The sequence below is a fragment of the Agrobacterium vitis genome, from assembly GCF_013426735.1.
GTDB classification, from domain to species: domain Bacteria; phylum Pseudomonadota; class Alphaproteobacteria; order Rhizobiales; family Rhizobiaceae; genus Allorhizobium; species Allorhizobium vitis_D.
In genome coordinates, this window is sequence record NZ_AP023272.1 from 2,902,730 (window position 1) to 2,929,320 (window position 26,591).

22 protein-coding genes are annotated in these 26,591 nt (G+C 58.1%); 12 read left to right on the plus strand and 10 right to left on the minus strand.

The genetic code is table 11. The annotated features are described in order from the left end of the window. The first annotated feature begins 129 nt into the window (after positions 1–129). The 3 genes from H1Y61_RS13560 (at position 130) to H1Y61_RS13570 (ending at position 5,094) form a co-directional block, all read left to right on the plus strand. Positions 130–2,013: an ABC-F family ATP-binding cassette domain-containing protein gene (locus H1Y61_RS13560; protein ID WP_174110454.1), complete on the plus strand. Its 1,884-nt coding sequence runs from the start codon at positions 130–132 to the stop codon at positions 2,011–2,013. Between the two features lie 81 nt (positions 2,014–2,094). Further along, a complete protein-coding gene (locus H1Y61_RS13565) occupies positions 2,095–4,146 on the plus strand; it encodes a prolyl oligopeptidase family serine peptidase (RefSeq protein ID WP_180572885.1) in 2,052 nt (683 codons plus the stop codon). A 105-nt stretch (positions 4,147–4,251) separates the two neighbouring features. Then, positions 4,252–5,094, plus strand: a complete 843-nt coding sequence (locus H1Y61_RS13570) for a polysaccharide deacetylase family protein (protein WP_180572886.1) — start codon at positions 4,252–4,254, stop codon at positions 5,092–5,094. A 39-nt stretch (positions 5,095–5,133) separates the two neighbouring features. Here H1Y61_RS13570 and H1Y61_RS13575 read toward each other — a convergent pair whose 3' ends face one another. Continuing rightward, complete coding sequence (locus H1Y61_RS13575; RefSeq protein WP_180572887.1) at positions 5,134–5,583, minus strand: DNA polymerase III subunit chi; 450 nt, start codon at positions 5,581–5,583, stop codon at positions 5,134–5,136. Between the two features lie 14 nt (positions 5,584–5,597). Next, positions 5,598–7,091, minus strand: a complete 1,494-nt coding sequence (locus H1Y61_RS13580; RefSeq protein WP_180572888.1) for a leucyl aminopeptidase — start codon at positions 7,089–7,091, stop codon at positions 5,598–5,600. A gap of 368 nt (positions 7,092–7,459) precedes the next feature. On the opposite strand from H1Y61_RS13580, the gene H1Y61_RS13585 reads away from it, so the two are divergent. From H1Y61_RS13585 to rsmA, 7 genes are all read left to right on the plus strand, one after another. Next, positions 7,460–8,266 (plus strand): phosphatase PAP2 family protein, encoded by an 807-nt coding sequence (locus H1Y61_RS13585; protein WP_180572889.1) that lies wholly within the window; start codon positions 7,460–7,462, stop codon positions 8,264–8,266. Positions 8,267–8,392: 126 nt separating this feature from the next. Further along, positions 8,393–9,577, plus strand: coding sequence for an LPS export ABC transporter permease LptF (lptF, locus tag H1Y61_RS13590; protein ID WP_174110449.1), 1,185 nt, complete (start codon positions 8,393–8,395; stop codon positions 9,575–9,577). Continuing rightward, positions 9,574–10,662 (plus strand): LPS export ABC transporter permease LptG, encoded by a 1,089-nt coding sequence (gene lptG / locus H1Y61_RS13595; RefSeq protein ID WP_174110448.1) that lies wholly within the window; start codon positions 9,574–9,576, stop codon positions 10,660–10,662. The genes lptF and lptG overlap by 4 nt, the downstream gene beginning before the upstream one ends. Further along, entirely contained in the window at positions 10,662–12,995 is a 2,334-nt protein-coding gene (locus H1Y61_RS13600) for an LPS-assembly protein LptD (RefSeq protein ID WP_180572890.1), read from the plus strand. Before lptG ends, H1Y61_RS13600 begins: the two co-directional genes overlap by 1 nt. 553 nt (positions 12,996–13,548) lie before the next feature. Then, on the plus strand, positions 13,549–14,496 hold the full coding sequence (locus tag H1Y61_RS13605) for a SurA N-terminal domain-containing protein (RefSeq protein ID WP_180572891.1): 948 nt from the start codon (positions 13,549–13,551) through the stop codon (positions 14,494–14,496). 8 nt (positions 14,497–14,504) lie between these two features. Next, positions 14,505–15,545: a 4-hydroxythreonine-4-phosphate dehydrogenase PdxA gene (gene pdxA, locus H1Y61_RS13610; RefSeq protein ID WP_180572892.1), complete on the plus strand. Its 1,041-nt coding sequence runs from the start codon at positions 14,505–14,507 to the stop codon at positions 15,543–15,545. Beyond that, positions 15,545–16,372, plus strand: coding sequence for a 16S rRNA (adenine(1518)-N(6)/adenine(1519)-N(6))-dimethyltransferase RsmA (rsmA, locus tag H1Y61_RS13615; RefSeq protein ID WP_180572893.1), 828 nt, complete (start codon positions 15,545–15,547; stop codon positions 16,370–16,372). The genes pdxA and rsmA overlap by 1 nt, the downstream gene beginning before the upstream one ends. Before the next feature lie 28 nt (positions 16,373–16,400). Here the strand turns inward: rsmA and H1Y61_RS13620 are convergent, their stop codons facing one another. The 8 genes from H1Y61_RS13620 to fabD all read right to left on the minus strand — a co-directional run bounded on the left by H1Y61_RS13620 (position 16,401) and on the right by fabD (position 24,191). After that, positions 16,401–17,081: a class I SAM-dependent methyltransferase gene (locus H1Y61_RS13620; protein ID WP_235680734.1), complete on the minus strand. Its 681-nt coding sequence runs from the start codon at positions 17,079–17,081 to the stop codon at positions 16,401–16,403. Between the two features lie 68 nt (positions 17,082–17,149). After that, positions 17,150–17,812 carry a guanylate kinase gene (gene gmk, locus H1Y61_RS13625; protein WP_015915521.1) on the minus strand — a complete coding sequence of 221 codons (663 nt, stop codon included), beginning with the start codon at positions 17,810–17,812 and terminating at the stop codon, positions 17,150–17,152. A 3-nt stretch (positions 17,813–17,815) separates the two neighbouring features. After that, complete coding sequence (locus tag H1Y61_RS13630; RefSeq protein WP_180572895.1) at positions 17,816–18,706, minus strand: YicC/YloC family endoribonuclease; 891 nt, start codon at positions 18,704–18,706, stop codon at positions 17,816–17,818. 55 nt (positions 18,707–18,761) lie between these two features. Then, positions 18,762–20,006 (minus strand): endolytic transglycosylase MltG, encoded by a 1,245-nt coding sequence (gene mltG / locus H1Y61_RS13635; protein WP_409363939.1) that lies wholly within the window; start codon positions 20,004–20,006, stop codon positions 18,762–18,764. Between the two features lie 333 nt (positions 20,007–20,339). Then, positions 20,340–21,602: a beta-ketoacyl-ACP synthase II gene (gene fabF, locus H1Y61_RS13640; protein WP_180572896.1), complete on the minus strand. Its 1,263-nt coding sequence runs from the start codon at positions 21,600–21,602 to the stop codon at positions 20,340–20,342. 243 nt (positions 21,603–21,845) lie between these two features. Next, on the minus strand, positions 21,846–22,082 hold the full coding sequence (locus H1Y61_RS13645) for an acyl carrier protein (protein ID WP_015915517.1): 237 nt from the start codon (positions 22,080–22,082) through the stop codon (positions 21,846–21,848). Between the two features lie 295 nt (positions 22,083–22,377). After that, complete coding sequence (gene fabG, locus H1Y61_RS13650) at positions 22,378–23,115, minus strand: 3-oxoacyl-[acyl-carrier-protein] reductase (protein WP_015915516.1); 738 nt, start codon at positions 23,113–23,115, stop codon at positions 22,378–22,380. Positions 23,116–23,246: 131 nt separating this feature from the next. Beyond that, a complete protein-coding gene (gene fabD, locus H1Y61_RS13655; protein ID WP_180572897.1) occupies positions 23,247–24,191 on the minus strand; it encodes an ACP S-malonyltransferase in 945 nt (314 codons plus the stop codon). A gap of 207 nt (positions 24,192–24,398) precedes the next feature. Between fabD and H1Y61_RS13660 the strand changes: the two genes are divergently transcribed. Together H1Y61_RS13660 and H1Y61_RS13665 are read left to right on the plus strand one after the other, a co-directional pair. Continuing rightward, a complete protein-coding gene (locus H1Y61_RS13660) occupies positions 24,399–25,442 on the plus strand; it encodes an aldo/keto reductase (protein ID WP_180572898.1) in 1,044 nt (347 codons plus the stop codon). 168 nt (positions 25,443–25,610) lie between these two features. Further along, a complete protein-coding gene (locus tag H1Y61_RS13665; RefSeq protein ID WP_180572899.1) occupies positions 25,611–26,516 on the plus strand; it encodes an RTX toxin in 906 nt (301 codons plus the stop codon). Positions 26,517–26,591 lie beyond the last annotated feature (75 nt).

Genomic DNA, 26,591 nt, shown 5'->3' on the forward strand with positions numbered 1-26,591 from the left:
GCACAGTTGCAGCGCAAGAAGAACGTTAGTCCTCCCTTTGGTCTTTGGCTGTTCCGGCGGGGACAACCGCTCTGCCTTCCCATCGTCGCCCTCTTGCTTTCCCAGCCATCATCCGCCAAAACGCCAGCCATGATTACCATCAATGACGTCTCCGCCCGTATTGCAGGCCGCCTGCTGATTGACCACGCCAGCATTTCGCTGCCCACGGGTACGAAAGCGGGCCTTGTCGGTCGCAATGGTGCCGGAAAATCCACCCTGTTCAGGGTGATCACAGGCGACCTGGGAGCCGAAAGCGGCTCGGTCTCCATTCCCAAGAATGCCAAGATCGGTCAGGTGGCGCAGGAAGCCCCCGGCACCGAGGACAGCCTGATCGAAATCGTGTTGGCTGCCGACAAGGAGCGCACCGCGCTGATGGCGGAGGCCGAGACGGCCACCGACCCGAACAGGATCGCCGACATCCAGATGCGGCTGGTGGATATCGATGCCCATTCGGCGGAAGCGCGCGCCTCCAGCATTCTTGCCGGTCTCGGCTTCGACCAGGAAGCACAGTTGCGCCCGGCCTCGGCCTTTTCCGGCGGTTGGCGGATGCGCGTGGCGCTGGCCTCGGTACTGTTTGCCGAGCCTGACCTGCTGCTGCTGGACGAGCCGACCAACTATCTCGACCTTGAAGGTACGCTCTGGCTGGAGGATTATATCCGCCGCTACCCGCACACCGTCATCATCATCAGCCATGACCGCGACCTTCTCAACAATGCGGTCAATGCCATCGTCCATCTCGACCAGAAAAAGCTGACCTTCTATCGCGGCGGCTATGACCAGTTCGAGCGCCAGAAGGCCGAGAACGACGAATTGCAGATGAAGTCGAAGGCCAAGAGTGATGCGGCGCGCAAGCATCTTCAGGCTTTCATCGACCGGTTCAAGGCCAAGGCCTCCAAGGCCAAACAGGCCCAGAGCCGCGTCAAAGCGCTTGAGCGCATGGGCACGGTTTCAGCGGTTATTGAAGATCATGTCCAGCCGATCACCTTCCCTGAGCCGGAAAAACAGCCGGCATCGCCGATCATCGCCATCAATGGCGGTTCCGTGGGTTACGAACCCGGCAAGCCGATCCTGAAAAACCTCAACCTGCGGATTGATGCGGATGACCGCATCGCGCTGCTGGGATCGAACGGCAACGGTAAGTCCACCTTCGCCAAATTCATTTCCGGTCGTCTTCCTCCCGAAAGTGGCGATCTGCGGCTGGCGCCGAGCCTGAAGATCGGCTTCTTCGCCCAGCATCAGTTGGACGATCTGGTGCCGGAGGATACGCCAGTCGAGCATGTGCGCAGGCTGATGCCGCAGGCACCAGAAGCCAAGGTACGCGCCCGCGTCGCGCAAATGGGACTGGCCACCGAAAAGATGGCAACCGCCGCCAAGGATTTGTCCGGTGGCGAAAAGGCTCGCTTGCTGATGGGCCTTGCTGCCTTTCATGCCCCCAACCTGCTGATCCTCGATGAGCCGACCAACCATCTCGATATCGACAGCCGCCGCGCGCTGATCGAAGCGCTGAACGATTATGACGGCGCGGTCATCCTGATCTCCCATGATCGCCACCTGATCGAGGCCACCGTGGACCGGCTCTGGCTGGTCAATAACGGCACCGTCACCACATTCGAAGGTGACATGGAAGAATATCGCGACCTGATTGTCTCTTCGGGTAAAAAAAAAGAAGAAAAAATTGACGTAACCGTCGAGGCCGGGAAAAAAGCCGACCAGCGCAAGGCCAATGCCGAAAAGCGGGCCGCGTTGGCACCGCTGAAGAAAAAAATCAACGAAATCGAATCTTTGACCAAGAAGCTGGAGACAGTGATTCAAGGTCTTGATGCAGAACTTGCAGATCCGGTTCTCTACGAAAAGCATCCCGCCAAGGCGGCGGAAAAGGTTAAGCAGCGTGGTGAGGCCGCCGCCAAGTTGAGCGCTGCCGAGGAGCAATGGCTGGAGCTTTCAACCGAATATGAAGAAGCGATGGCGGGCTGATAGTCGCCTCTTTTTCCGAGTTTTCGTTTGTCAGACTGGCTTTCCCGATCTAGCTTGCCCCGCCCCAAGGAGGACAAGTCTATGGATATCACCCTCGAAAATGATTCCGATCCGCAAACGCTGGCGTTTGTCGCGGATCGAAATGCAGCCTCCATGGCGCAGCTTTCCTCCCCCCAGTTTGAAGCGGATCGCGATGCGATCAAAGCCGTGATGGAACGCGACGACCGGCTGATTATTCCGTCGCGGCGCGGCAAATGGCTGTTTGATTTTCACCGCAACAAAGACAATCCTCTTGGCATCTGGCGGCGTCTGCCTGCCGACCAGGAGGCGGTGGCGACGGCCCCTTGGGAAACCGTGTTCGATCTCGATGCGTTTTGCGCCGAGGAAGGCAAGCGCTGGATTTTCAGCGGGTCTGTGACCTGCCCATGGGAACCGACCCTGGTATTGCTGTGCCTGTCCGATGGCGGCTCCGATCTGACACGGTTGCTGGAGTTTGACACCGAGGTAAAAGCGATTGTCGAGGGTGGGTTCGACACGCCCGCCGTTCGCGCCCATGCCACCTGGCTGAGCCGCGACGAAATCTGCTATTTCGGCTCGATCGATACCCATTCGGCGACGCGCTCCGGCTGGCCCCGGATCGGGCGGCGGTTGCGGCGCGGGCAGCGGGTGGAGGACGCGCTGCCTCTGTACGAAGCTGGCGAAAGCGACGTGACGGGCTATTCGCTGCTCATCGATCCGCAATACTGGAACGGATCTGCGGATGAACACCCTATCCGGCTGTTTGTAGCGGCCCATGAAATCGGGCGCCTGAGCGCATTTGCCGAGGACAGTCATGGGGATCTGCGCCGCCTGGATCTGCCGAAAGACATCAGCTTTTCGATCAATCACGACCATTGCCTATGGCACGCCAAGACGGATGAACGGTTTCCCGCCGGCAGCCTGATCCTGCAAGGCTTTACTCCCTATGGACATGAGGTGTTACAGAAGCCCGAGCGGGTTCTCTTTTCTCCCGAGGATGGCCAATCCATCGGGCAGTTCACCCTGCTGCGGGAATGGGCGGTGTTTATCGTCAAAAACCGGCTGCAATCCCATCTGTATCTGCTGGATCTGAAAGCAGCCGAAAGCCAGCCCTTTGAAATCGCTCTGCCGCCGGAAATCCAGTCGATCCAATACCGGCTTCTCGACGCCGATCTGACCTTGGGTGAAGAGATCCTGCAAGTCATCGGTCAAGGCTTTCTCAAGCCATCGACCCGCTACCTTCTGCCGCTTAATGTTGCGGACCGACAGCCGAAATTGCAGTTCATCAGCGAAGCGCCCGCCTATTTCGATGCCGACGGCATGACGTGCGAACTGTTGGAAGCCGTATCGGAAGATGGCACGAGCATCCCTTACCACATCGTTTTTCCAAAGCACTGGGAACAAGGTGCGCTGCCTGCCCTGGTCTATGGCTATGGTGGTTTCGAGGTTGCTCTTTCCCCTTATTATTCCGGCGTGAATGGCGTTTGGCTGCAACAGGGCGGCGCCTTTGTACAAGCCTATATTCGCGGCGGCGGCGAGCTTGGGCCTGATTGGCATAGAGTGGCCAAGGGCCATGGCCGCCATAAGGCGTTTGAGGATTTCGTCGCTGTTGCCCGCGACCTGGTCAAACGTGGCTATTCGCGCCCTGACATCATTGCCTGCACCGGCGGCAGCAATGGCGGACTTCTGACGGGCGTGATGTTGACCCGTTATCCCGACGATTTCGGGGCGGTCTGGTGCCGCGTGCCGGTGATCGACATGACCCGCTTTCACCTCTTTCCAGCGGGCAAGGCGTGGATGGATGAATATGGCGACCCGGACAAGCCGGAGGATCGCGCGTACCTGCTTAGCTATTCACCCCTGCACACCATCAAGCCAGCACCCGAGATCAGCTATCCGCCGATCTATATCGAAAGCTCGACCAATGATGATCGGGTGCATCCCTCTCATGCCCGGCGGTTTGCATTTCAGTTGGAAGCCGAGGGGCATAAACCATTGTTTCACGAATATGGCTCCGGCGGCCATGGCGGCAGTGGCGACACGACGGAACAAGCGACCCGCACCGCCATGGGCTATAGTTTCCTGCGGCAGACAATCGTCAATCCGTCTAAATAAAAGGAATATGCAGAAAGCATTATGAACGAAACAGGGTGCCAATCAACGAACGGTTAACCATAAACTGGCTAGGTGATTCTATCGTCTTTCACGCAGAATCACATCATGATCTTACGTCTGCTCGCCAGCATTTCATTGGCGCTGTGCCTCGTCGGCTGCGCCAGCAGCAAGCAAACCACACAAGCTGGGGTGCCAGTCGCATTTGCACCCGTCACCAAACGGCCGGAACCGCTGAAAGCCGATGACCCGGTCTCCATGGAGCCGAAGAACTGGTCGGCAAATGGCAAAGACAGCCAGCTGGCCGGGCGCACGCTGACCGTCTCCAACATTGGCGATATCAAGCTTGCTCCCAAGGAAGTGATCCTGACCTTTGACGACGGCCCGGCCCTGACGAAAACCGAAACCATTCTCGATACGCTGGACCACTATAACGTCAAAGCCACCTTCATGATGGTGGGTGAAATGGCCAAGGCCCATCCGGAGATTGCCCAGGAAGTCCTGCGCCGCGGTCATTCCATCGGCAGCCACACCTATCGCCATCCAGACCTCAAGGGCATGGCTTTCGACCAAGCCATGAACGAGATCATGCGTGGAGAAAACGCGGTGAAAGTGGCCGCCCATGTCGATACTGTCGGCTTTTTTCGATTCCCCTATCTCTCCGATACCCATAGGCTCAGATCGGCGCTCGCCGCTCGTGGAACCGTGATTCTAGACGTCGATATCGACACCAAAGACTATTACAAGGACACGCCGAACGCCGTGGTAGATCGGACCATGGTGGCGTTTGGCGCCCATCAGGGCGGCATTATCCTGATGCATGACATTCATAAGAGAACAGTGACCATGCTACCGCGCTTGCTGGATCGCCTGAGCGCAGAGGGCTATAAAGTGGTGACCCTTCACTATAACCGCATACCCACACAGCTTATGGCCGCGCGGTCTGAATGAAGGACAGGACCATCCTCTGGGTCCTGTCGAGATCCTCTATCAAGCCTTCTTTTCCCATCGGCCCTGGTTGTTCTGTTGCCAATAGGTGAGCGCGTGGCCCTCGCCCTTCAGCCGTTTCCATTCACCTCTCGCCGTTTCCAACTCGCCCTGATCATGGCCGTCGAAGACGAAGACGATCCGGTCGTAGACAAGCGGAAGGTCCGGCACGGCACCGTCGATATAAAAGCGCACCGTCGCTCCATTGGGATTGTCAGACGACAGGCAGAGAAGGATCGGTTGTGCCTGCGCCTGCTCGCCGGTGCTGATGCCATGCGCCAGAAAACTGTCGTCGCGAAAGGTCCATAAATGCTGATCAAGCCGGTCGCATCGCTCTGGATCGCGCATTTCCACCCCAACCTTCCAGCCGCGCTCGACGCTTTTTTCCAAAAGCGCCGGAAGCGCATCTTCCAGCCGGGTTTCGGTCAGGTGATAGAACAATACCTCGGTCAAGGCCGGGCTATCCCTTACGCTTCATAGGCATCACGCACCAACTGGTCGAGCAGGCGCACACCAAAGCCCGACGCCCAGGACTGGTTGATCTCGTCCTTCGGAGAAGCCATCGCCGTACCGGCAATGTCGAGATGCGCCCAGGGCGTGTCGCCAACGAAGCGCTTCAGGAACTGCGCCGCCGTGATCGCGCCGCCATGCCGTCCGCCGGTGTTCTTCATGTCGGCGAATTTGCTGTCGATCAGCTTGTCGTAATCCTTGCCGAGCGGCATGCGCCACAGACGCTCATTGGTGGAGAGGCCAGCCTTCAGCAGGTTTTCGGCCAGCGTGTCATCATTCGAAAACAGCCCAGCATGCAGATTGGCAAGCGCCACCAGGATAGCGCCAGTCAGCGTCGCCAGATTAATCATCAAGGCAGGCTTGAAACGGTCGTTGCAATACCAGAGCGCGTCGCACAGCACGAGACGGCCTTCAGCATCGGTATTGATCACTTCGATGGTCTGGCCGGACATCGAGGTGACGATATCGCCAGGGCGCTGTGCATTACCATCAGGCATGTTTTCGACAAGGCCGAGAATGCCGATGGCATTGACCTTGGCCTTGCGGGCCGCCAGCGTATGCATCAAGCCGATGACGGCGGCAGCACCGCCCATATCGCCCTTCATGTCTTCCATGCCGCCAGCAGGCTTGATGGAAATGCCGCCGGTGTCGAACACCACGCCCTTGCCGATGAAGGCAATCGGCTGTCCTTCAGGCGCGCCGCCCTTCCACTGCATGACCGCAAGGCGTGGCGGGCGGACCGAGCCCTGGGCCACACCCAGAAGCGCGCCCATGCCAAGGCTGGCCATTTCGGTTTCGGTGAGGATTTCCACCTCGACGCCTAGCGCTTCCAGCGCCTTGGCACGGTCGGCAAATTCCACCGGACCCAAAACATTGGCCGGCAAGTTGACGAGGTTACGCGCCAGAAGAACACCATCGACAACCGCCCTGCCCTCAGCGGCAAACAACCGTTCCGCGGCGTCGGCCACAGCGGTTACCAGGGTGATCTGGACGGCGGACGGCGCCTTATCGTCATCGTCTTTCTTCTTCGTCTTGTAATCATCGAAGGAATAGGCGCGCAGCAACATGCCGATGGCAAAATCCCGCACTCCCTCGGCCGTTGTCGTCAACCCGTCAGCATCGAGAAAGACCGTCGCAGCCTCCGTGCCCTTCAGGTTTGCCGCCGCCACACCGCCCAGACGCAGCCAGTCATGATCGACAAGATCGGCTGCCTTGCCAGTCCCGATGACGATCAGCCGATCTGCCTGCGAACCGGTGGGCGCGATAATGTCGAGAACAGACATGGCCTTGGCCTTGAACTTCGCCGTTGCGGCTGCCTTCGTGAAAATCCCGGACGGATCGACCGTGGCCGCCCCGGCTGGCAACGTTGCTTCAGCCTCCTTCAAGCTGAGGACCAGGCCCGCCTCAATTAAGGCGGATGGGGCAAAGGAAATTTCCAGCTTCATGGACATGGCTTACTCCGGCACTCTATGTTTGATCGCGATTGTCACGATTTGCTCTGGGCGCCGATCATGTCGGTTTTGCGCATGATTGCAACAGGGCTCGCCTCCTTGTCCTCATCCCTTCTCCTCACTCCGGATCAAAGACGCGCTTTGCCAACGCCACGCCTGTCGACAGCGATCACAATCCCACATGCCCGATAGACCCTAATTTGGCCGTTACAGACCCATGAACACAGTAAAGATTTGTAATGCGTGGCCTGCCTGCAACTGGTCTTTGTCTTATAACATCTATAAGCATTCGCTATGATGCAAATCAGCACCGGGGCGCACGAGGACCGGGGCAAGCCCGAGTTGTGACGAGCCTCAAGAGTTTGACGATGAAGACCAGTGCCCGCAACCCCCAGCTGACCGTCACGGATATATTTGGACGGCACTGTCGTATTCCCGATCTCACCCGGTCCTCCTTTACGACCGCGGCCTTGCTATCCACCGTCTGGGTGATGCTGCTGGTGGTGTTCTATTCAGCGCCCGGCCTCGATATCGCGGTGTCTGAACTGTTCTTTCGCGCCGGCAATTGCACAGCGCATGAGGCAAACACGATCTGCGGCGACTTTCCCATTGCGCGCGAGCCCCTCCTGAAGGCGTTCAGGCAAATCCTGTTCTACATGCCGCATGTGGTTGGCGTCGGCGTGCTCGTGGCGCTGATCGTCAAACTGTGTCAGCCGCGCGCTGCCTGGCAGCAGGAACAGATTATCAAGCTGGTTCTCTCGCTGCTGGCAACAGCCATCGGCCCCTATCTGCTGGTCAATGTGTTTCTGAAGGACATGTCCGGCCGGCCACGTCCCAATCAGACAATGTTCTTCGGCGGCCCCTATGGGTTTGAACCGGCGGGCAGTTTTGCCGGTGCCTGTGATCAGAACTGTTCCTTCATTTCCGGCGAAGCCGCAGGTGCGGGCTGGATCATCTGCATCGTTCCCCTCCTGCCTGCTCCCTGGCGTCGGCGCATCGGCTGGCCGCTGGTCTTCGCATCGCTTGCCTCGCCCCTGCTGCGGCTGGCTTTCGGGGCGCATTACCTGTCCGACGTGGTTCTGGGCTGGCTGTCTTCGCCGGTGATCTTCGCCATTGTCTTTGCCGTGGCAAACGGCTGCGGGCTTTTGCGGGCCAGAAACCAGCCCCATCTTTAAATGAGGCACATAAATTTGCCTGTTGCTGAGAAGCATCATTAAAAAGTCCTGCACAGATGATTGAAGCATCGGCTCTTGTGTTTTGCCCTGACGATGGGCAAATAGGCGCTATTGGCAGGATCCGGCATGAAGCTTCTTGAGTCCTATATATTGCGGCGTGTCGCGCAGATGTTCCTGACGGCACTTCTGCCCGTGCTGGCGATCATCTGGACGACACAGGTCCTGGCACGCATCAATCTCGTGACCGATACCGGGCAGTCGATCGGCTCTTTTGCCACGCTCGCCACCCTCATCCTGCCCACCATCATTCCCATCGTCATGCCGTTTGCGCTGGTTATTGGCATTACCCAGAGCCTGACGGCGATGAACAACGATTCCGAGCTGGCCGTCATCGACGCCGCCGGTGCGTCTCGTGCGGTTATTCTGCGACCGATCCTGCTGTTTGCGCTGGCCATTAGCGTCATAACGCTTGTTATCACCAATGAAGTGCAGCCAAAAGTGAAAGTGGCGGCGCGTCAGATGATTGCCAATGCCTATGCCGACCTTCTCTCGACAGTGATCGAGGAAAAAACCTTCCGCAAGGTGGAAGACGGCCTTTATGTGCAGATTTCCCAGCGGCTGGCGGGACGCGTGCTGAAAGGCCTGTTCGTCGCCGATTACCGCGACCCGGCCTATTCGCTGATCTATTATGCCCGCGAAGGCGCCGTGGATGAGACGGGGACCGCCCTGATCATGCATGACGGCGAGGTCCAGCGCAAAGCACCGGGTGGCACGGTTTCGATCGTTCGCTTTGATTCCTATGCCTTCGACCTGTCCGACCTTACGGAAACCCGTGGCAAGGCAAAGATGCGGCCGAGCGACCGCAGCCTGAGCTTCCTGCTCAATCCTGATACGAATGACGACGATTACAAGGATCACCCAGGCGAATACCGGGCGGAACTGCATAAGCGCATGACGGAATGGCTCCTGCCCTTTGCTTTAGCGCTGATTTCGCTGGCCATCGCCGGCGATGCGCGCTCCCACCGAGAGGCACGGCTGCATCCTATGGTCTCGGCATTGACCCTTGCGCTTGTTTTGCGCTGGCTGACATTCTATGCCGCCAACAAGTCCGAATCGAATGCCGCCTTCATCGTGTTGATGTATGCGACACCGCTCGCCAGCGCGGCGATTGCCACCCTGATACTGATGCGACAGAAGAAATCGCAATTGCCCGCCCCCTTGCGTCGTATGATCGACACGACACGATTGGCCTTTCAGCGGCGCTTTACCTCCAATAGCGCGAGCGGCCAGGACAATGGAGGCAGCGCATGATGCTCAACACGCTCAGCCGCTATTTTCTCAAACGCTATGCGATTACCGTGTTCTGGTTCGTGATTGGTGTCGCGGCGATCATTTTCCTGATCGACTTCAGCGAGGTCAGTGGCCGGTTCTCCGACAACGAACAATCCTCGCTGTTCGGCGTCTTTCTGCTGACGCTGATGCGCTTGCCGCTGCTGCTCCAGCAAACCGTACCGTTCATCGCGCTGTTTTCTGGAATGGTCACCCTGATCACCCTGAACAGGCGCTCCGAATTGGTGATTGCGCGTGCAGCGGGGATTTCCGTCTGGCAGTTTATGTTCCCCTTCCTGCTGGGGGCTTTCCTGCTCGGCTGCGCCACATCCCTGCTGATCAATCCGCTTGCCGCTTTCGGACAGAAACAGGCTGCGACACTGGAGGCCGAATACAGCGACCCCGGCAAGGCCAGCAACAACAAAAACTCCGTGCCATGGATGCGACAGATCACCGGCAAGGAAGACACGATCATCGGCGCGACCTCGGTTCTGGAAGACGGTACTCTGCTGATGCAGGCGGTGTTTATCCACTTCGACGGCCAGGGTCGAATCACCTCCCGTCAGGATGCACGCACAGCGAAGTTGCAAGATGGTTACTGGTTGCTTAAGGATGTCGTCGAGACCAAGCCTGGCGAAACACCCAGGCGCGAGTCATCGGCACAAGTTAGCACCAATTTGAAACAGGAATTTGTACAGGAGCGTCTCGCACAGCCGGATACTGTTGCTTTTTATGAACTTTCTCAGAAAATCGCAGTTGCCAAATCCTATGGCGTCTCAACGAAGAATTTGGAAACGCAGTTTCATACGCTGCTCTCCACTCCCTTCCTTTTCGTTGCGATGACCCTGATTGCCGCAACTGTTTCTCTCAAATTCAGCCGGTTCAACCAGTCACGCTCCGTGATTCTGGGTGGAATCATTTCGGGCTTCGTGCTTTATGTGGCGACAGTGCTCGTGAAGGCGTTCGGAAGCAGTGGCGTTGTGCCTCCGTTCGTTGCGACCTGGGTTCCTGTCATTGTTGCGACAGCGCTCGGGGCGACGATCCTGCTTCATCAGGAGGATGGTTAGTGGCGGCAATTGACCGCGGAAATATAAAACGGCTTTTCACAGCCCTGCTGGCAGGTGTCGCCTTTAGTGCGCCCCTCGTTCCTGTGCCTTTTTCTTATGCACAGACTGCCACCAGCAATGGTTTGGTGTCACCGAAAATTCCCGCCGATGCGAAGCTCATGCTCGCAGCGAATGAAATGATATATAACAAGGACGCCCAGAAGGTGACTGCGGTCGGCGGCGTCCAGATCAATTACGCCGGCTACCAGATGGTATCCAAGCGCGTCGAATACGACCAGAAGACCGGTCGGATGATGGCCTATGGCAATATCGAACTGATAGAGCCTGATGGTAACCGCATCTATGCCGACAAAATGGACGTCACCGATGATTTCGCCAACGGCTTCGTCAACAGCCTACGGGTGGAGACGACGGACAATACCCGCATCGCCGCACAGAAGGGCGAACGGGTCAATGGCGACCAGATGATCCTCTACAAGGGTGTCTACACCGCCTGTCTGCCTTGTGCGGAACAGGGACGTGCGCCCTTCTGGCAGATCAAGGCGGAACGGGTCATCCAGAATGGCAAGACCCATACGATACGCCTTGAAAACGCGCGTTTCCAGCTATTCGGCAAATCGATTGCGCTGATCCCGTCAATCGAGGTTCCCGACAATACCGTCAAGCGTAAGTCGGGCTTCCTGTTTCCCGAATTCAGCACGACCCAGAAACTCGGGTTCGGAGTGATCGTTCCTTATTACTGGGCCATTTCTCCACAGACCGACGCCACGATCAAACTCGGCGGCTTTACCAGCCAGGGCGTGCTGCTTGATGCAGAAGTGCGCCATCAGTTCGAAGATGGATTGGCAACCTTGCGAATCGCTGGCATCGACCAGCTGAATCCGGGCAAATTCGATAGCGGCACCACCGACGCCGAAAAGACCTTCCGGGGAATGGTCGGCTCGACCGGCAAATTCGACATCAATCCAAACTGGAGCTTCGGCTGGGATGTGATGTTGGAGAGCGACAACAATTTCGCCCGCACCTACGATCTAGAGGGTTTCAACCAGAAAACCCATACAAATCAGGTCTATCTGACCGGTCTTGGAGATCGTAATTCCTTCGATATGCACGCCTATTACTTCGACATCCAAGATGCCGACAGTAAGGATGTGGCCGAGCGCAAGCAGCCGATTGTCACCCCGACCATCGACTACAGCTATTATGCGCCGGAACCGTTCATGGGCGGCGAATTGTCAGCAACCATTAACTTCACGGCTCTGACACGCTATAACAGCGATATTCTAAACCTGAACAATGGCACTCAACGCTTCAGCGGGCTGAAGGGTAACACGACCCGTCTGACCGGTGAGTTGGAATGGAAACGCACCTTCGACACCCCGGAAGGCGTGTTGCTGACACCGATCCTTGCTGCGCGTGGCGATGCCTTTGGCAATAACATGGATTCGCCCGGGACAAGCTATTCCGGCAACTATAACGACGCTGCTGGCGTGACCCGTTCGATGGTAACGGCAGGGCTTGAGGTTCGCTATCCTTGGCTGATCAGCGCACCAGGTAGCACACATGTGATCGAGCCGATTGCTCAGATCTTCGTGCGGCCCGACGAACAACAGGCTGGCAGGCTTCCGAATGAAGACGCCCAAAGCTTCGTCTTTGACGCCAGCAACCTGTTCGAACGCGACAAGTTCTCCGGCTATGACCGGGTCGAAGGCGGCACACGCGCCAATGTCGGCCTGCGCTACACCGGCTCGTTCGACAGTGGCTATACATTGCGCAGTATCTTCGGGCAGTCCTATCAACTGGCCGGCAAGAACTCCTTCGCCTCCTCTGACCTGGTCGCGGCAGGAAACGAATCGGGTCTGGAAACCGCAGTGTCCGATTATGTCGGCATGGTCGGGCTGGATACGCCCTACGGCATTTCCACTTCGGTCAATGCGCGGTTTGATGAAAAGACCTTCGAGGTCAAACGGACAGATTCGGCCATTGGTTATCACAATGATCGGCTGCAAACGAATTTCATCTACACCCAGATCGCGGCACAGCCCAATTACTTCTATGATTACGATCGCGAGGAGATACAAAACGCCAGTTCGGTCAAAATTGGCGATTTCTGGTCGGTCTTCGGTTCGGTTACCTGGGATGTGAAGAAGGACAACGTCAACCGCTATGGAATCGGCGTGTCCTATGCCGACGATTGCACGATCTTCTCCATCGTCTACAAGAACAAGGACGACGACGAATCCGCCAATGACTGGTCCATCGGCGCCCGACTGACATTCCGCACACTGGGCGATGTCAAAGTCGGCGATACCGACGTCACCGGGTTCAATTGATCTGTCTCGCCTTTTAAAAGCCCGCTGTTTTCCCTGGAAAGCGGCGGGCCACATTCCTATTGATCCAAAATATCAATAGCATCGCGCGGAGACTGGAATCGGCACGATGCTATTGGTTTTTATTTTCGCATCGGATTTTTCAAGATCCGGTTCCCGGCTTTTCGGTCTGATGCCGTAGAACAGATGAATTTTTATAAGAAACGCTGCCACACCGTTGGTTGAAGCGCCGTTTCTTACGGAAAAGCCATTGTTTCGCCGCAGGGTTTGTGCAATCGATCCTGCAATAAAGCATTTTCAGCTAAAGTGCGGTGCGGCTTTGTGATGGAAATGCCTGGAAGTAAAAAGGGAGCATTCTGCGATTCATTTGGAAGCGGGAATTCTCCAATATGCTGTGCCCGCTGCATAATTCTTTGAATCAATGCCGATTTAAGAAATTATGCAGCAGAGTTTACCGGGAAAAAACATGCGTGTTTTTAACGGTAGACCCAGAACACGATCATTCAGAGGGTGCCGCGCGCCATTGGATCGCTGCGGCACGGGAAAAGGACAGGTGATGACCTTGAGCAATAAAACTTTGCGCGCCGCTGTTGTTGCAACGGTGGCTTTGGTTTGCGTGACAGGCTTTGCGCCAGCAACGATCACTCCAGCTCTGGCCGATACCGGCGTGGCTGTCGTCGTCAATAAAACCGCGATTACCAATACCGATTTGGCACGGCGGATTGCTTTCCTCAAACTTCGCCACGAGACCGGTGACGTCGCTAAAAAAGCCCGTCAGGAATTGATTGACGAGCAGCTGAAACGCCAGGAAATCGCCCGGGTTGGAATGTCCGTCAGCACCATGGATGTCGATCAGGCTTTTGGGCGGTTCGCCGCTTCCAACAAGCTGTCCACGCAGCAGATGGGCCAGATCCTTGACAAGGCCGGCGTCGGCGTCGAGCACTTCAAAGCCTATATTGCCGTGCAGATGAGTTGGCCACGGCTGGTGAACGCACGCTATGCGTCCCGCTCGAAGATGAGCACTCAGGACATGGTTACCCGTCTGCTTGAAAACAAACAGAAGCCGGTTACAACGGAATACACCCTGAAACAGGTTATTTTCGTTGTTCCTGTCGCCAAACGCGCCACCTTGACCGCCAAGCGCAAGGCAGAGGCCGAAGCGTCCCGCGCCAAGTTTCCCGGCTGCGACCAGGCCATGGATTTTGCCAAAAACTACCTCGATGTGTCGATCCGCGACCTCGGTCGGGTGATGAAGCCTGAATTGCCGGACGATTGGAAGCCTTTGATCGAGGGCGCGAACGGCACCACCACGGGTACGCGCGTCACCGAACGCGGGGTTGAATATCTGGCAATCTGCAATCAGAAGCAAGTCTCCGACGATCTGGCCGCCGAAGCGGTTTTCAAGGCCGAAGATATCGGCAAGGAAGACAAGTCCAAGGGCGATCCGAACTCCGAAAAATACCTGACCGAACTGCGCTCCAAGGCCCAGATCATCAATCGTTGAGCATCATCATGTCGGATACCAGCCAGTGTCTTCCCCTCGCCTTGACCCAAGGCGATCCAGCGGGGATCGGCCCGGATATCGCCTTGGTGGCATGGACGAAGCGCAAGGCGCTCGACCTGCCACCATTCCTGTTTCTGGGCGATCCAGCCGTGCTGAAAAGCCGTGCCAGACTGCTGGGGCTGGACATTGCCTTCAAGGAAACCGGGGCCGAGGATGCGGCAGAGGTTTTCGAAACCGAGTTTCCGGTTCTGCCGATCCCTGTTGGTATCGATGTCGTGGCTGGCGAGCCGCATGTTGCAACCGCGCGCGCGACGATAACAGCCATTGAAATGGCGGTCGATCTTTGCCTGAAAGGCCAGGCTGGCGCGGTCGTGACCAATCCCGTCGCCAAATCCGTGCTCTATGAGGGCGGATTTGGTTTTCCAGGTCATACCGAGTTTTTGGCCGCTCTTGCCGAAAAGGCCACGGGCCACCCCGTCATGCCGGTAATGATGCTGGCCGGAGCGCAATTGCGGGCAATTCCCGTCACAATCCACATGCCGCTAAACGTTGTGGCATCAGCGCTAAGCGAAGACCTGATCATTCGCACCTGTCGCATAACCCATGCCGACCTGCGCGACAAATTCGGCATTGCCGAGCCTCGGCTCGCCGTTGCGGGCCTCAATCCGCATGCTGGCGAAGGCGGTGCCATGGGCCGCGAAGACGAAGAGATCATCGCACCGGCCCTCAAGATCCTCCGCGCGGAAGGGATCGATGCTTTTGGACCGCTGCCTGCCGACACCATGTTTCATGAGGAAGCGCGCCGCCGCTACGATGTCGCTGTCTGCATGTATCACGATCAGGCGCTGATACCGGTGAAGACCCTGGATTTCGACGGGTCGGTCAACGTCACGCTCGGCCTGCCCTTCGTGCGCACCTCGCCCGACCATGGCACCGCGTTCGGCCTTGCTGGCCAGGGCATTGCCCGCGAAAACAGCCTGGTCGCGGCGCTACGCCTGGCGGTGGATATCAGCCGCAAGGCCGCCCTCACCCACGCATTGGCCGTCTGATGGCCGCTCTGGACGGATTGCCGCCATTGCGCGACGTTATCCAGCGCCATGGGCTGGATGCAAAGAAAGCGCTCGGCCAGAATTTTCTGCTGGACCTCAATATCACCCAGAAAGTCGCCCGCACCGCCGGTGACCTGACGAATGCGACGGTATTCGAGGTCGGCCCAGGCCCAGGCGGTCTCACACGGGCCTTGCTGGCGCTGGGCGCCAAGAAGGTTATCGCCATAGAGCGCGACAGCCGCTGCCTGCCGGCGCTGTCCGAGATTTCCGACCATTATCCGGGCCGCCTTGAGGTGATTGAGGGCGATGCGCTGAAGACCGATTTTGAAGCTATGGCCCCGGATGGTCCGGTGAAAATCGTCGCCAACCTGCCCTATAATGTCGGCACGCAATTGCTGATCAACTGGCTGATGCCACGCCAATGGCCGCCCTTCTGGGATTCGTTGACCCTGATGTTCCAGAAGGAAGTCGGCCAGCGTATCGTGGCACAAGCCGATGACGACCATTATGGCCGACTCGGTGTACTCTGCGGCTGGCGGACTGAGGCCCATATGGCGTTCGACCTGTCACCACAGGCCTTCACACCACCGCCAAAAGTGACATCCACCGTGGTGCATCTGACGCCGCGCCCTGCCCCCATTGCGTGCGAGATCGCCAAGCTGGAAAAACTGACCCAGGCCGCTTTTGGTCAGCGGCGCAAGATGCTGCGTGCCAGCCTGAAGCCCCTGGGTGGTGAAGCGCTTCTAAACCGCGCCGAGATTGATCCATCGCGCCGGGCAGAGACCCTGTCGGTCGAGGAATTCTGCCGGATTGCCAATCTGCTGTAGCCACGACTCAATCAAACGTGCGAACCTGTTACGCCTTCGGGACGCGCAGGGTAAACAGGGCGACCCGGCCATGACGCCGGACGTCCACATCCTGAAAATGCGCACTGAGCGTTTCCGCAAGGCCCTCCTGCGTGTCGTGGCGATTGCCGAAAACACCCTTCGCATTGTAGACCGCCATCAGTCGTCGGCCATAGTGGTTATGGCCAGCGCTCTCGCCGAGGATTGTCGCCCCGTATATCACCCCGCCAGGTTCCAGATAGGGCGACAGATGGGCGATGGAAGCTGACTTTTCCGCCATGCTGCCCGGCAGGCAGTGATAGAGATAGAACAGCGAAATTGACGAAAAACGGCAATCCGTCGGCAACGGCTGCGGTCGCATCACGTCACCGACATAGGTTTTGCAGGGACGGCCCAAAGACCGGCCCAGGCGCGCCTCGGCCGCCTTCAGGCTGTTCGGGTTGAGGTCGAGCAGGCTGACCTTCTGATGCGGGCCGATCCCCGCCTCCGCAAGGTAATAGCCCGTGCCAACGCCGACATCGAGATGATTGTCGCTGAGATGCGCCTTGAAGAACGGGAGTAGCACCTTGCGGGTCGGGCATGTCCAAGCGAAGCGGTTGGAAAAACCGAGCACAACGAGATCATAAAGCTTCAGGGTCAGCGGCGAATAGATCGCCGCACCCGAGCTGCTATCGAGACCATTCTCCACCATTGGCATCTCTCTCCTCATGCCACCAGGAACAGGCTATTTGGTTCGGACCCTCCAGTCCTGACCCTATGTTAAAGCTTTGGCTCTTCCGTAATCAGGTTATTGACGAAATCGAACAGGCCCGGGCGGCGGTCGCGGCGCAGGCGCTCGGCCTTGACGATTGACTGCACAGCATCGAAGGCCGAATTCAGGTCGTCATTGACGATGACATAGTCATATTCACGCCAATGCTCGATCTCGGAGCGGGAATTGGCCAGCCGGGTCTGGATCACCTCTTCGGAATCCTCGGCGCGGCGGTGCAGGCGCGATTGCAGCTCGGTCATGGTTGGCGGCAGGATGAAGACCGAGACGACATCGGCGGCCATCTTCTCCTGCAATTGCTGGGCGCCCTGCCAGTCGATGTCGAACAGCATGTCGCGTCCCTCTGACATCGCCACCTCGACCGGCTCGCGTGGCGTACCATAGAAATTGCCATGCACTTCCGCCCATTCCAGCAGCGCATCCGAGGCCTTGAGCCGCTCGAATTCGCGCTGCGAAATGAAGTGGTAATGCACGCCCTCGATTTCACTCGGACGGCGCTGGCGCGTCGTGACGCTGACCGACATGCCGATCTGCTTGTCGATATCCATCAGCGTGCGTGAAATGGTCGATTTACCCGCCCCCGAGGGTGAGGAAATCACCAGCATCAGGCCGCGCCTGGGAATGGTGGCGTTTTTGGACGCTGCGATGGACATGTTTCACTCCAGATTTTGGACCTGCTCGCGGAACTGGTCGATGACGACCTTCAATTCGATCCCGGCCGCCGTAACCGCGGCGGAATTGGATTTGGAGCAGATGGTATTCGATTCGCGATTAAATTCCTGCGCCAGAAAATCGAGCTTGCGCCCGACCGGACCGCCAGCGCGCAGCAGCGTCCGAGCCGCAGCCACATGCGCCTTCAACCGGTCGATCTCCTCGCGCAGATCGGCCTTGGTGGCCATCAAGGCAGCCTCGGCATAGAGCCTGTCCTTGTCCAGAACAGGCGCGGACGCCAGCAATGCGCTGATCTGCGTGGCGAGCCGCCGAGCGATCTCGTCCGGGCTGCGGGATGGATCAGCCTCGATGACCAAGGCCAGTCGCTCGATTTCATCGATATGTGCGAGCAGGACCGCCTGCAAGGCAAGGCCCTCGTGCGACCGCATCTCGGCGAGGGCGGCGATGGCGGTTTGCAGCTCTCCCAGCAGCATTTGCCGCCGTGCAGCCAGTTGTGTGCCGTCCTCCTGCGCCTCGCGCAGATCGACAAGGCCACGGATGGACAAAAGCGTGTCGAGCGACAATGGTTCGGCAGAGACGATGCCCGGCCCCAATTGAGCACGCAGCTCTAGCACGGCATCAAGGGCATCGCGATTGACCACCGCTTCCATGCGGTTGTCGCTGGCCGTCAGGCTCAGGCCAACCTGCACATTGCCACGAGATAGCAGCAAGGCGACCGCCGCCTTGACCTCGGTTTCCATGTCTTCCAGGCCCGGCGGCAGACGAAGCCGCACATCCAGCCCCTTGCCATTGACCGAACGCAGCTCCCAGGCGAAACGATAGCGGCCGATCTGGCCTTCATTGCGGGCGAACCCGGTCATGGATTGCAATGTCATCGTGTGTCTTCCATCGCAGCTACGTTTGACCGATCATCCAGCCAGCCGCGTCACGTTATTTTTTCTTCACCGGTTTCGGAGCTTGGTCAGGGTCCGCCTCGGGCTGCCCATCGACGGCCTGGCCGGGGTCTGCACCCCGATCCGCCTCCAGCTTGCGCCAGCGCCTGACATTGGCGTTATGCTCATCCAGGGTCGATGCAAAGACGTGACCGCCGGTGCCATCTGCGACGAAATAGAGGTCGGAGGTGCGCCAGGGATTGGCAACCGCCTCCAGCGCCGCTCGGCCCGGATTGGCAATCGGTCCCGGCGGCAGGCCCTTGATCACATAAGTATTATAGGGCGTCTGCTTCTGCAGGTCCGACTGGTAGATCGGCCGGTCGGCAGGTTTGCCATCACCGCCGAACAACCCATAGACGATGGTCGGGTCCGATTGCAGCCGCATGCCCTTCTGCAGCCGGTTGAGGAACACCGAGGCCACATGGGCCCGCTCGTCATCCTTGCCGGTTTCCTTTTCGACAATGGAGGCCAGAACCACGAATTGCTCCTTGGTCTTCAAGGACAGGTCGGGGGAACGATTGGCCCAGATCTGATCGACAAGACGTTTCTGTCCGTCGAGCATTTGGTCGACGACCTCCTGCCGCTTGGTGCCCCGGGTGAATTTATAGGTATCCGGGCGCAGGCTTCCCTCTGGCGGCAGCGCCTTGGGTAGATCGCCTTCCAGCGTCTCATCCTTTGCCAGCCGGTCGAACATCTGCTTGACCGTCAACCCCTCCGGCAGCGTCACCGAATAGAGAATGGATTTGCCCGACCGCAGCAGCTCGAGAATATCCTTCATCGAAGCGCCGGCCTTGATCTCGTATTCGCCAGCCTTCAACGTATCGCCGTCATGCAGATAGGTCGATGTCATGTAACGGAAAATCCGCGCATCGGAAATCATGCCATTGCGCTCAAGGCTGGTGGAGATCTCGGAGACGCCCGCACCGTTGCGAACCAGAAAATTGGCGTTGGTCGGGAGCGGACCGGGGTCCTGAAACGCCGAGACCACGTAATAGAAGGCAGCAACTGCGGCAATGCAGGCAAAGACCAGCAAGGTCATCACGAAATTCAGGAACACCACCACCTGGCTGCGCGCGCGCCGCGAACGACGCGGCGGTTGCGGCACCCGCTCCGGCCTCAGGGCTTCCGAGGGCGATTTGGGGATGAAAGGCCCTTTTGCCGCCTGGTTTTGATTTTGGGGCTGCTGTTCGCCACCATTGCTGGAACGGTTGGCTTCCTGGTCGACGCGATCGCTCACCGGCACTCCTCTTCTGTTCGGTCATGGTGCTTTTGGGCAAGCATTACGGCAAAAGCGGGTTCCGGAGACATGTCTTCCGGCGTTGTAGCGACGGCAGGGGTTGAAACCAGACCTTCAAGCCCATCCTCTGCCCTTACCACGAAACAGCATCGGCCCGGCAGAGCTTCATACTCTACCCCTGCCCTTCAGAAAAGGCAGGGGATCTATTTTTCCGACTGGTCGAGATTGAGAGCATGACCAAGGCCTGAATCACAGAAGCACAAGCGTTTGGCCCGTCGCTCACGAAGCTGCCGTTAGTCTTTTCGGGAAAACCGGTCTCCGCTTTTCCTCAGGCAAACTCTAGCCTTCGAAGCGGCGCAGCACCAGCGATGCATTGGTGCCACCGAACCCGAAGGAATTCGACAACGCCACACGCACATCGCGCTTACGAGCCTTATGCGGCACCAGGTCGATGGCACTGTCCACATCCGGCGTATCGAGATTCAGCGTCGGTGGAACGATGCCGTCCCGAATGGTAAGCGCCGAGAAGATCGCTTCGACGGCACCGGCTGCCCCCAGAAGATGCCCGATCGCCGATTTGGTCGAGGACATCGAAATCTTCGAGGCGGACGCACCGACCAGCCGCTCGACAGCGCCAAGCTCGATCGTATCGGCCATGGTCGATGTGCCATGGGCATTGATATAGTCGATATCGGCAGCCGTCATCCCAGCGCGCTTCAGTGCCATGGTCATGCATCGAAATGCGCCATCGCCATCTTCCGCAGGTGCCGTGATATGGAATGCATCGCCGGACAGGCCATAGCCCACCACTTCGGCATAGATCTTGGCACCACGCGCCTTGGCATGTTCCAACTCCTCAAGCACCACGATCCCGGCGCCCTCGCCCATCACGAAACCGTCGCGGTCTCTGTCATAGGGGCGCGAGGCCTTTTGCGGATCGTCGTTATGCTGGGTGGACAGGGCCTTGCAGGCGGCAAAACCGGCCAGCGAAATCCGGCTGATCGGCGATTCAGCACCACCGGCCACCATCACGTCGGCATCGCCAAAGGCGATGAACCGGCTGGCATCTCCGATGGCATGGGCACCCGTCGAACAGGCGGTGACCACCGAATGGTTTGGACCGCGCAGCTTGTGGCGGATGGAAACATGACCGGAGGCCAAGTTGATCAGACGGCCAGGAATGAAGAAGGGGGAAATGCGACGCGGACCTTTGTCGCGCAGCGTATAGCCGGCTTCGACAATGCCTTCGATGCCACCAATACCCGAACCGATCAGCACGCCGGTAGCAATCTGATCCTCGTCGGTCTGGGGTTTCCAGTCAGCATCGGCCAATGCCATTTCAGCAGCGGCCATCGCATAAACGATAAACGGATCGACCTTGCGCTGTTCCTTGGGCTCCATCCAGTCATCGGCATTGAAGGTGCCGTCTGTACCGTCGCCAAAGGGAAGGCGGCACGCGATCTTGGCCGGAAGATCCTCGACCTCGAATTCGGTTACCTTGCGGGCAGCGTTCTGGCCGGCAAGAAGCCGCGTCCAGGTGACGTCCGTACCGCAGCCAAGAGGAGATACCATGCCGGTACCGGTGATAACGACACGTCTCATTCGCCCGTTCACCCCACTCAAACAATCAAATGCTAACGCATGCCCCCTCAATCCGCCTCGATTGAAGGTGAAAACATGCAACGGATTAGAGATTTCCAGCCCGATTGCCCGTCATCCAGGATGCGGTACGACTGTGAAACCTGAAAACAACGTCAAAACAAACAGAACCGCAGGTGCATGATTTGCTTGCAGGTCCTTTGAAGGGGGCGGACAGGCGCCCGCCCCTCTCAGGAAGATCAAGGATCAAGCCTGAGCCTTTTCGATGAACTTGACAGCGTCGCCAACCGTGAGGATGGAGTCAGCTGCATCGTCGGGGATCTCGACGCCGAATTCTTCTTCGAACGCCATGACCAGTTCGACCGTGTCGAGCGAGTCTGCACCGAGATCGTCGATGAAGCTTGCGCCTTCTACGACCTTGTCGGCTTCAACGCCCAGATGGTCAATAACAATTTTCTTTACGCGTTCTGCGATATCGCTCATGTCGGTTTCCTCGACCTCTAATATAAAAGGGAATGCCGTGATGACGTTCCCACCCTGTTTTGCGCCCGCGGGTCCGAAGACGTCGCCGGCATTTGCGTTGAACCCGCTCTGCACACGTTCGTTCCGTGCTCACGGTCAGGCGCAAGACCTTCCATTTCGTGGCCATTTTCTGGCCATTTCCGGGACGACTGCTCACAGTCCCCGCCCGATTAACATGGTTTAAGTCTGCCGGAAAGCCCGAAAATCGATGCCCTCTGGTTGTTCCCAGACCAATTAACCGGGTTTTGGCTTGTCTTCAGATCATTGCCATGCCACCATTCACATGCAGTGTCTGGCCGGTGACATAGCTCGCTTCCGAAGAGGCCAGGTAGAGAACGGCAGACGCAATCTCGGCTCCCGTTCCCATGCGTTTCATGGGGATTGCCCCCATAATGGTGTCTTTCTGCTTATCGTTCAGCTTGCCAGTCATGGCACTTTCGATAAAGCCCGGCGCAATACAGTTGACCGTGACGTTGCGCGCGGCAATTTCCTGGGCCAGCGACTTGGAAAAGCCGATCATGCCAGCCTTGGAGGCACAGTAATTGGCCTGGCCGGGATTGCCGGTCACGCCGACAATCGAGGTGATGTTGATGATCCGGCCATAGCGGCGGCGCATCATCGGATGGGTAAGCTCGCGCGTCAGGCGGAATGTCGAGGTCAGATTGACCTCCAGCACGCTGTCCCAATCGGCATCCGACATACGCACGAACAAGCCGTCCTTGGTGATACCGGCATTGTTGACGAGAATATCGACGCCTTCCAGTTCTGCTTCGGCCTTTTCGCCCAGCGCCTTCACTTCATCGCGGTCGGCGAGATTGGCGGGAAAAATCTTCACACGCTCGCCGAGATCGGCGGCCAGCGCCTCCAGCTTTTCGACGCGGGTGCCATGCAGACCGACGATTGCGCCTTGCGCATGCAGCATGCGGGCGATTTCCTCGCCAATGCCGCCGGTTGCGCCGGTTACCAGGGCCTTGCGGCCGGTCAAATCGAACATGTTCAATCCTTGTTGCTTGAAACCCGGTTCCGCCCTGCGAAACGCCAGCCTCATGTTAGAAACTTCTGCATTGTGCATTCATAAGCGACCGGCATAAGCTACCAGCCCCGGCAGGCCGCAAACCAGATGGCTTAAGACATCAACGCGGTCAGGGCCGCTTCGATATCAGCTGGTGAACCGACCGCTGTGCCGGTGATATTCTTGTCGATGCGACGCACCAGGCCGCTCAGTACCTTGCCCGCGCCAATCTCATAGAGAACCGAGACGGCATTGTGGCTGAACCACTCCACCGTTTCACGCCAGCGCACCTGTCCCGTCACCTGCTCCACCAACAAGCGGCGGATCTCGTTCGGGTCGCTTACCGGAACGGCGACGACATTGGCGATCAACGGCACGACAGGCGCCTTGATCTCGACCGTCGCCAAAGCCTGGGCCATGGCATCGGCTGCCGGCCCCATCAGCGTCGAATGGAATGGCGCCGAGACTGGCAGCATGATGGCGCGCTTGGCGCCTTTTTCCGTCGCAAGCACTGATGCCTTTTCCACAGCAGCCTTCGCGCCGGAAATCACCAGCTGGCCGCCGCCATTGTCATTGGCAATCTGCACCGGGCCGTCGCTGCTGGCCGCCTTGCAGACCTTTTCGACGTCGCCGTGTTCAAGACCCAGGATTGCCGCCATGGCTCCGGCACCAACAGGAACTGCGGCCTGCATGGCATTGCCACGAATGCGCAACAGGCGAGCGGTATCGGCAAGGCTGAAGGTGCCGGCGGCACAGAGCGCCGAATATTCGCCGAGCGAGTGGCCCGCGACATAGGACACTTTGCGCGCCAGCGAAAAACCACGCGCTTCCATGACCCGCAGCACCGCAATGGACACAGCCATCAGCGCCGGCTGGGCATTGGCCGTCAAGGTCAGATCCTCAGCGGACCCGTTCCACATCACGTCCGACAGTTTCTGGCCGAGTGCATCGTCCACTTCGTCAAAAACCGTGCGGGCTTCCGGAAAAGCCTCAGCCAGATCCTTGCCCATTCCGACGACCTGGCTGCCCTGGCCCGGAAATGTAAATGCGACACCCATGCGGTACTCCCTGCTAATTTCCTTCTCCAATTCACAAACTATCCTGGAGAGTCAACCCTTCGAGGCTGTATCGACGCCTCAACCCCGGTGAAGTCACAGGCTTTGGAGGTGCATTGGCGGGTCTTGCGGATCGGAAAATTCCCTCTACATTCCGCCTCGATCCCTCCCTGCTCGCAAAGAGCTTTTTCAAAACCGAGACCATAGACCATGAAATATAACAGGCTTGGCCGCACGGATATCTCCGTCTCCGCAATCTGCCTCGGCACCATGACCTGGGGAAGCCAGAACACCAAGGAAGACGCTTTCGCACAAATGGACTATGCCCTTGATAAGGGTGTGAATTTCTTTGACACCGCCGAGCTTTATCCCACCACGCCACTCTCTGCCGAAACCTATACGGACACCGAGAAATTGATCGGCCTGTGGTTTGAAAAAACCGGAAAACGCAAGGATGTGGTCCTGGCGACCAAGGTTGCAGGGGCCGGGCGGCCCTATATCCGGGGTGGTGCGCCGATCAATGCCGACACGATCCGTGAGGCGGTCGATGCCAGCCTGATGCGGCTGAAAACCGATTATATCGACCTCTATCAAATTCATTGGCCTAATCGGGGTCATTATCATTTCCGTGGTGTCTGGGGCTATGATCCATCCAACCAGAACCGCGCCCAGGTGCTGGCCGAAATCACCGAAAAGCTTGAGGCGCTCCAGGATTGCGTCACCGCTGGCAAGATCCGCGCCATCGGCCTGTCGAACGAAACCACCTGGGGGACGCAGAAATTTCTATCGATTGCCGAAGAAAAAGGCCTTCCTCGCGTCGCCAGCGTGCAGAACGAATATAACCTGCTTTACCGTCCGCACGATCTCGACATGGCGGAACTGTCCCATCATGAACAGGTCGGGCTGCTGTCCTATTCGCCGCTGGCAGGTGGTATCCTGAGCGGCAAATACCTGGATGGTGCAAAGCCCGCCGGATCACGCGGCTCAATCAACGGCGATATCGGTGGCCGTCTGACACCCCATCAGGAACCCGCCACCCGCGCCTATCTGGAACTGGCGAAGCAGCATGGTCTCGACCCGTCGCAAATGGCGCTGGCCTTCTGCCTGACACGTCCCTTCATGGCCTCGGTTATTATTGGCGCGACCAGCATGGAGCAGCTGAAAACCAATATCGGCGCTGCGGACGTCACCCTGTCCGATGAGGTGATGAAGGGTATTGGCGCGATTTATCGGCAGTATCCCATGCCGATCTGACCGTTTTTTGGCGAGCAAAGCCAAGAATAACCATAGGGGTGGGAGATATCCCGCCCCTTTTTTCGTTAACCGTTTGCTCACCGCATTTGCAGGCAGGAGTGGCTTTACGTATCTTTATATATAAGTGTGCTCTTATCTTGTGGCTCGCACCGGGCACGGAAAGCGCAAATGAGCACGATCAACAGTTTCTACCGCGACCCCAATGCCGTGGCCTATGCAAGCCAGCTGTTTTCCGGCAGCAGCCCGGCCAAACCCACAACAACGACAAACACCGGCCATAGCCCATCGGATCGTGGGACAGTTTCCGACAGCGCCGGGCAAAGGGCATTGGCCCGCATCATCGAAATTCTCAGCCTTGGCGATGGCGGCAGCGCCGACCAGGCTGATGTCAGCGAAAGCCTTGGCTATATTACAAGTGTCAGCGGCACGGACGGTAATGACAGCCTGACCTTTACCGGTCGCGGCGTTTATCAGGTCGAGACCGGCAATGGCGATGACAGCCTGGTGGCCAAAAGCGCCGCCATGGCGGGTATCTCACTTGGCGACGGCAAGGACAGCCTGAAGGCCAGTGCCACCCTGCTCTCGGAGATCGACGGCGGAGCCGGTGATGACGATATCCAGTTAACCGGATCGCTGATCATGACGGTAACGGGCGGCGACGGGAACGACACGATCAAAGCCTCCGGCGACACGCTTGCCAATATCGATGGCGGTGCTGGCGACGATATAATGTATCTCGAAGGCAGCCGATTTTTCGCCTCCGGCGGCACCGGCAATGATAAGGTGACCATCCACCAAAAACCCGGCAGCAATAGCGTGGCCGAATATGCCTTTGCCGCTGGCGACGGTCAGGACACCATCACCACGGATGGGCCACTCTCCCTGCAACTGGGTGGATTTCAGCAGGGCGATATCACTGTCACCGCCAGCACCAATAGCCTGATCCTGACCTTTGCAGGATCGTCCGACAAGATGACCGTGACCTTTGACGGCGCGGCGGCTAAAGGCTCAACCCCGAGCTTTGCATTTGCCAATCAGGATGGCTACCTGACCCTCCAGATCAAACCGGCCTGATCGCTCTTTCAAAAACCGCGTGATGTCCTTGGCGTGCCCGCGACTTTGTCTGGCACGGCATGGAACCTGCTGGCA

Excerpts from the sequence above, each read along its gene's own strand:
- H1Y61_RS13560 (WP_174110454.1), top strand. The coding sequence starts at position 130 with ATGATTACCATCAATGACGTCTCCGCCCGTATTGCAGGCCGCCTGCTG.
- H1Y61_RS13565 (WP_180572885.1), top strand. The coding sequence starts at position 2,095 with ATGGATATCACCCTCGAAAATGATTCCGATCCGCAAACGCTGGCGTTT.
- H1Y61_RS13570 (WP_180572886.1), top strand. The coding sequence starts at position 4,252 with ATGATCTTACGTCTGCTCGCCAGCATTTCATTGGCGCTGTGCCTCGTC.
- H1Y61_RS13580 (WP_180572888.1), bottom strand. The coding sequence starts at position 7,091 with ATGTCCATGAAGCTGGAAATTTCCTTTGCCCCATCCGCCTTAATTGAG.
- H1Y61_RS13585 (WP_180572889.1), top strand. The coding sequence starts at position 7,460 with ATGAAGACCAGTGCCCGCAACCCCCAGCTGACCGTCACGGATATATTT.
- lptF (WP_174110449.1), top strand. The coding sequence starts at position 8,393 with ATGAAGCTTCTTGAGTCCTATATATTGCGGCGTGTCGCGCAGATGTTC.
- lptG (WP_174110448.1), top strand. The coding sequence starts at position 9,574 with ATGATGCTCAACACGCTCAGCCGCTATTTTCTCAAACGCTATGCGATT.
- H1Y61_RS13605 (WP_180572891.1), top strand. The coding sequence starts at position 13,549 with ATGACCTTGAGCAATAAAACTTTGCGCGCCGCTGTTGTTGCAACGGTG.
- pdxA (WP_180572892.1), top strand. The coding sequence starts at position 14,505 with ATGTCGGATACCAGCCAGTGTCTTCCCCTCGCCTTGACCCAAGGCGAT.
- rsmA (WP_180572893.1), top strand. The coding sequence starts at position 15,545 with ATGGCCGCTCTGGACGGATTGCCGCCATTGCGCGACGTTATCCAGCGC.
- H1Y61_RS13620 (WP_235680734.1), bottom strand. The coding sequence starts at position 17,081 with ATGGTGGAGAATGGTCTCGATAGCAGCTCGGGTGCGGCGATCTATTCG.
- gmk (WP_015915521.1), bottom strand. The coding sequence starts at position 17,812 with ATGTCCATCGCAGCGTCCAAAAACGCCACCATTCCCAGGCGCGGCCTG.
- H1Y61_RS13630 (WP_180572895.1), bottom strand. The coding sequence starts at position 18,706 with ATGACATTGCAATCCATGACCGGGTTCGCCCGCAATGAAGGCCAGATC.
- fabF (WP_180572896.1), bottom strand. The coding sequence starts at position 21,602 with ATGAGACGTGTCGTTATCACCGGTACCGGCATGGTATCTCCTCTTGGC.
- H1Y61_RS13645 (WP_015915517.1), bottom strand. The coding sequence starts at position 22,082 with ATGAGCGATATCGCAGAACGCGTAAAGAAAATTGTTATTGACCATCTG.
- fabG (WP_015915516.1), bottom strand. The coding sequence starts at position 23,115 with ATGTTCGATTTGACCGGCCGCAAGGCCCTGGTAACCGGCGCAACCGGC.
- fabD (WP_180572897.1), bottom strand. The coding sequence starts at position 24,191 with ATGGGTGTCGCATTTACATTTCCGGGCCAGGGCAGCCAGGTCGTCGGA.
- H1Y61_RS13660 (WP_180572898.1), top strand. The coding sequence starts at position 24,399 with ATGAAATATAACAGGCTTGGCCGCACGGATATCTCCGTCTCCGCAATC.
- H1Y61_RS13665 (WP_180572899.1), top strand. The coding sequence starts at position 25,611 with ATGAGCACGATCAACAGTTTCTACCGCGACCCCAATGCCGTGGCCTAT.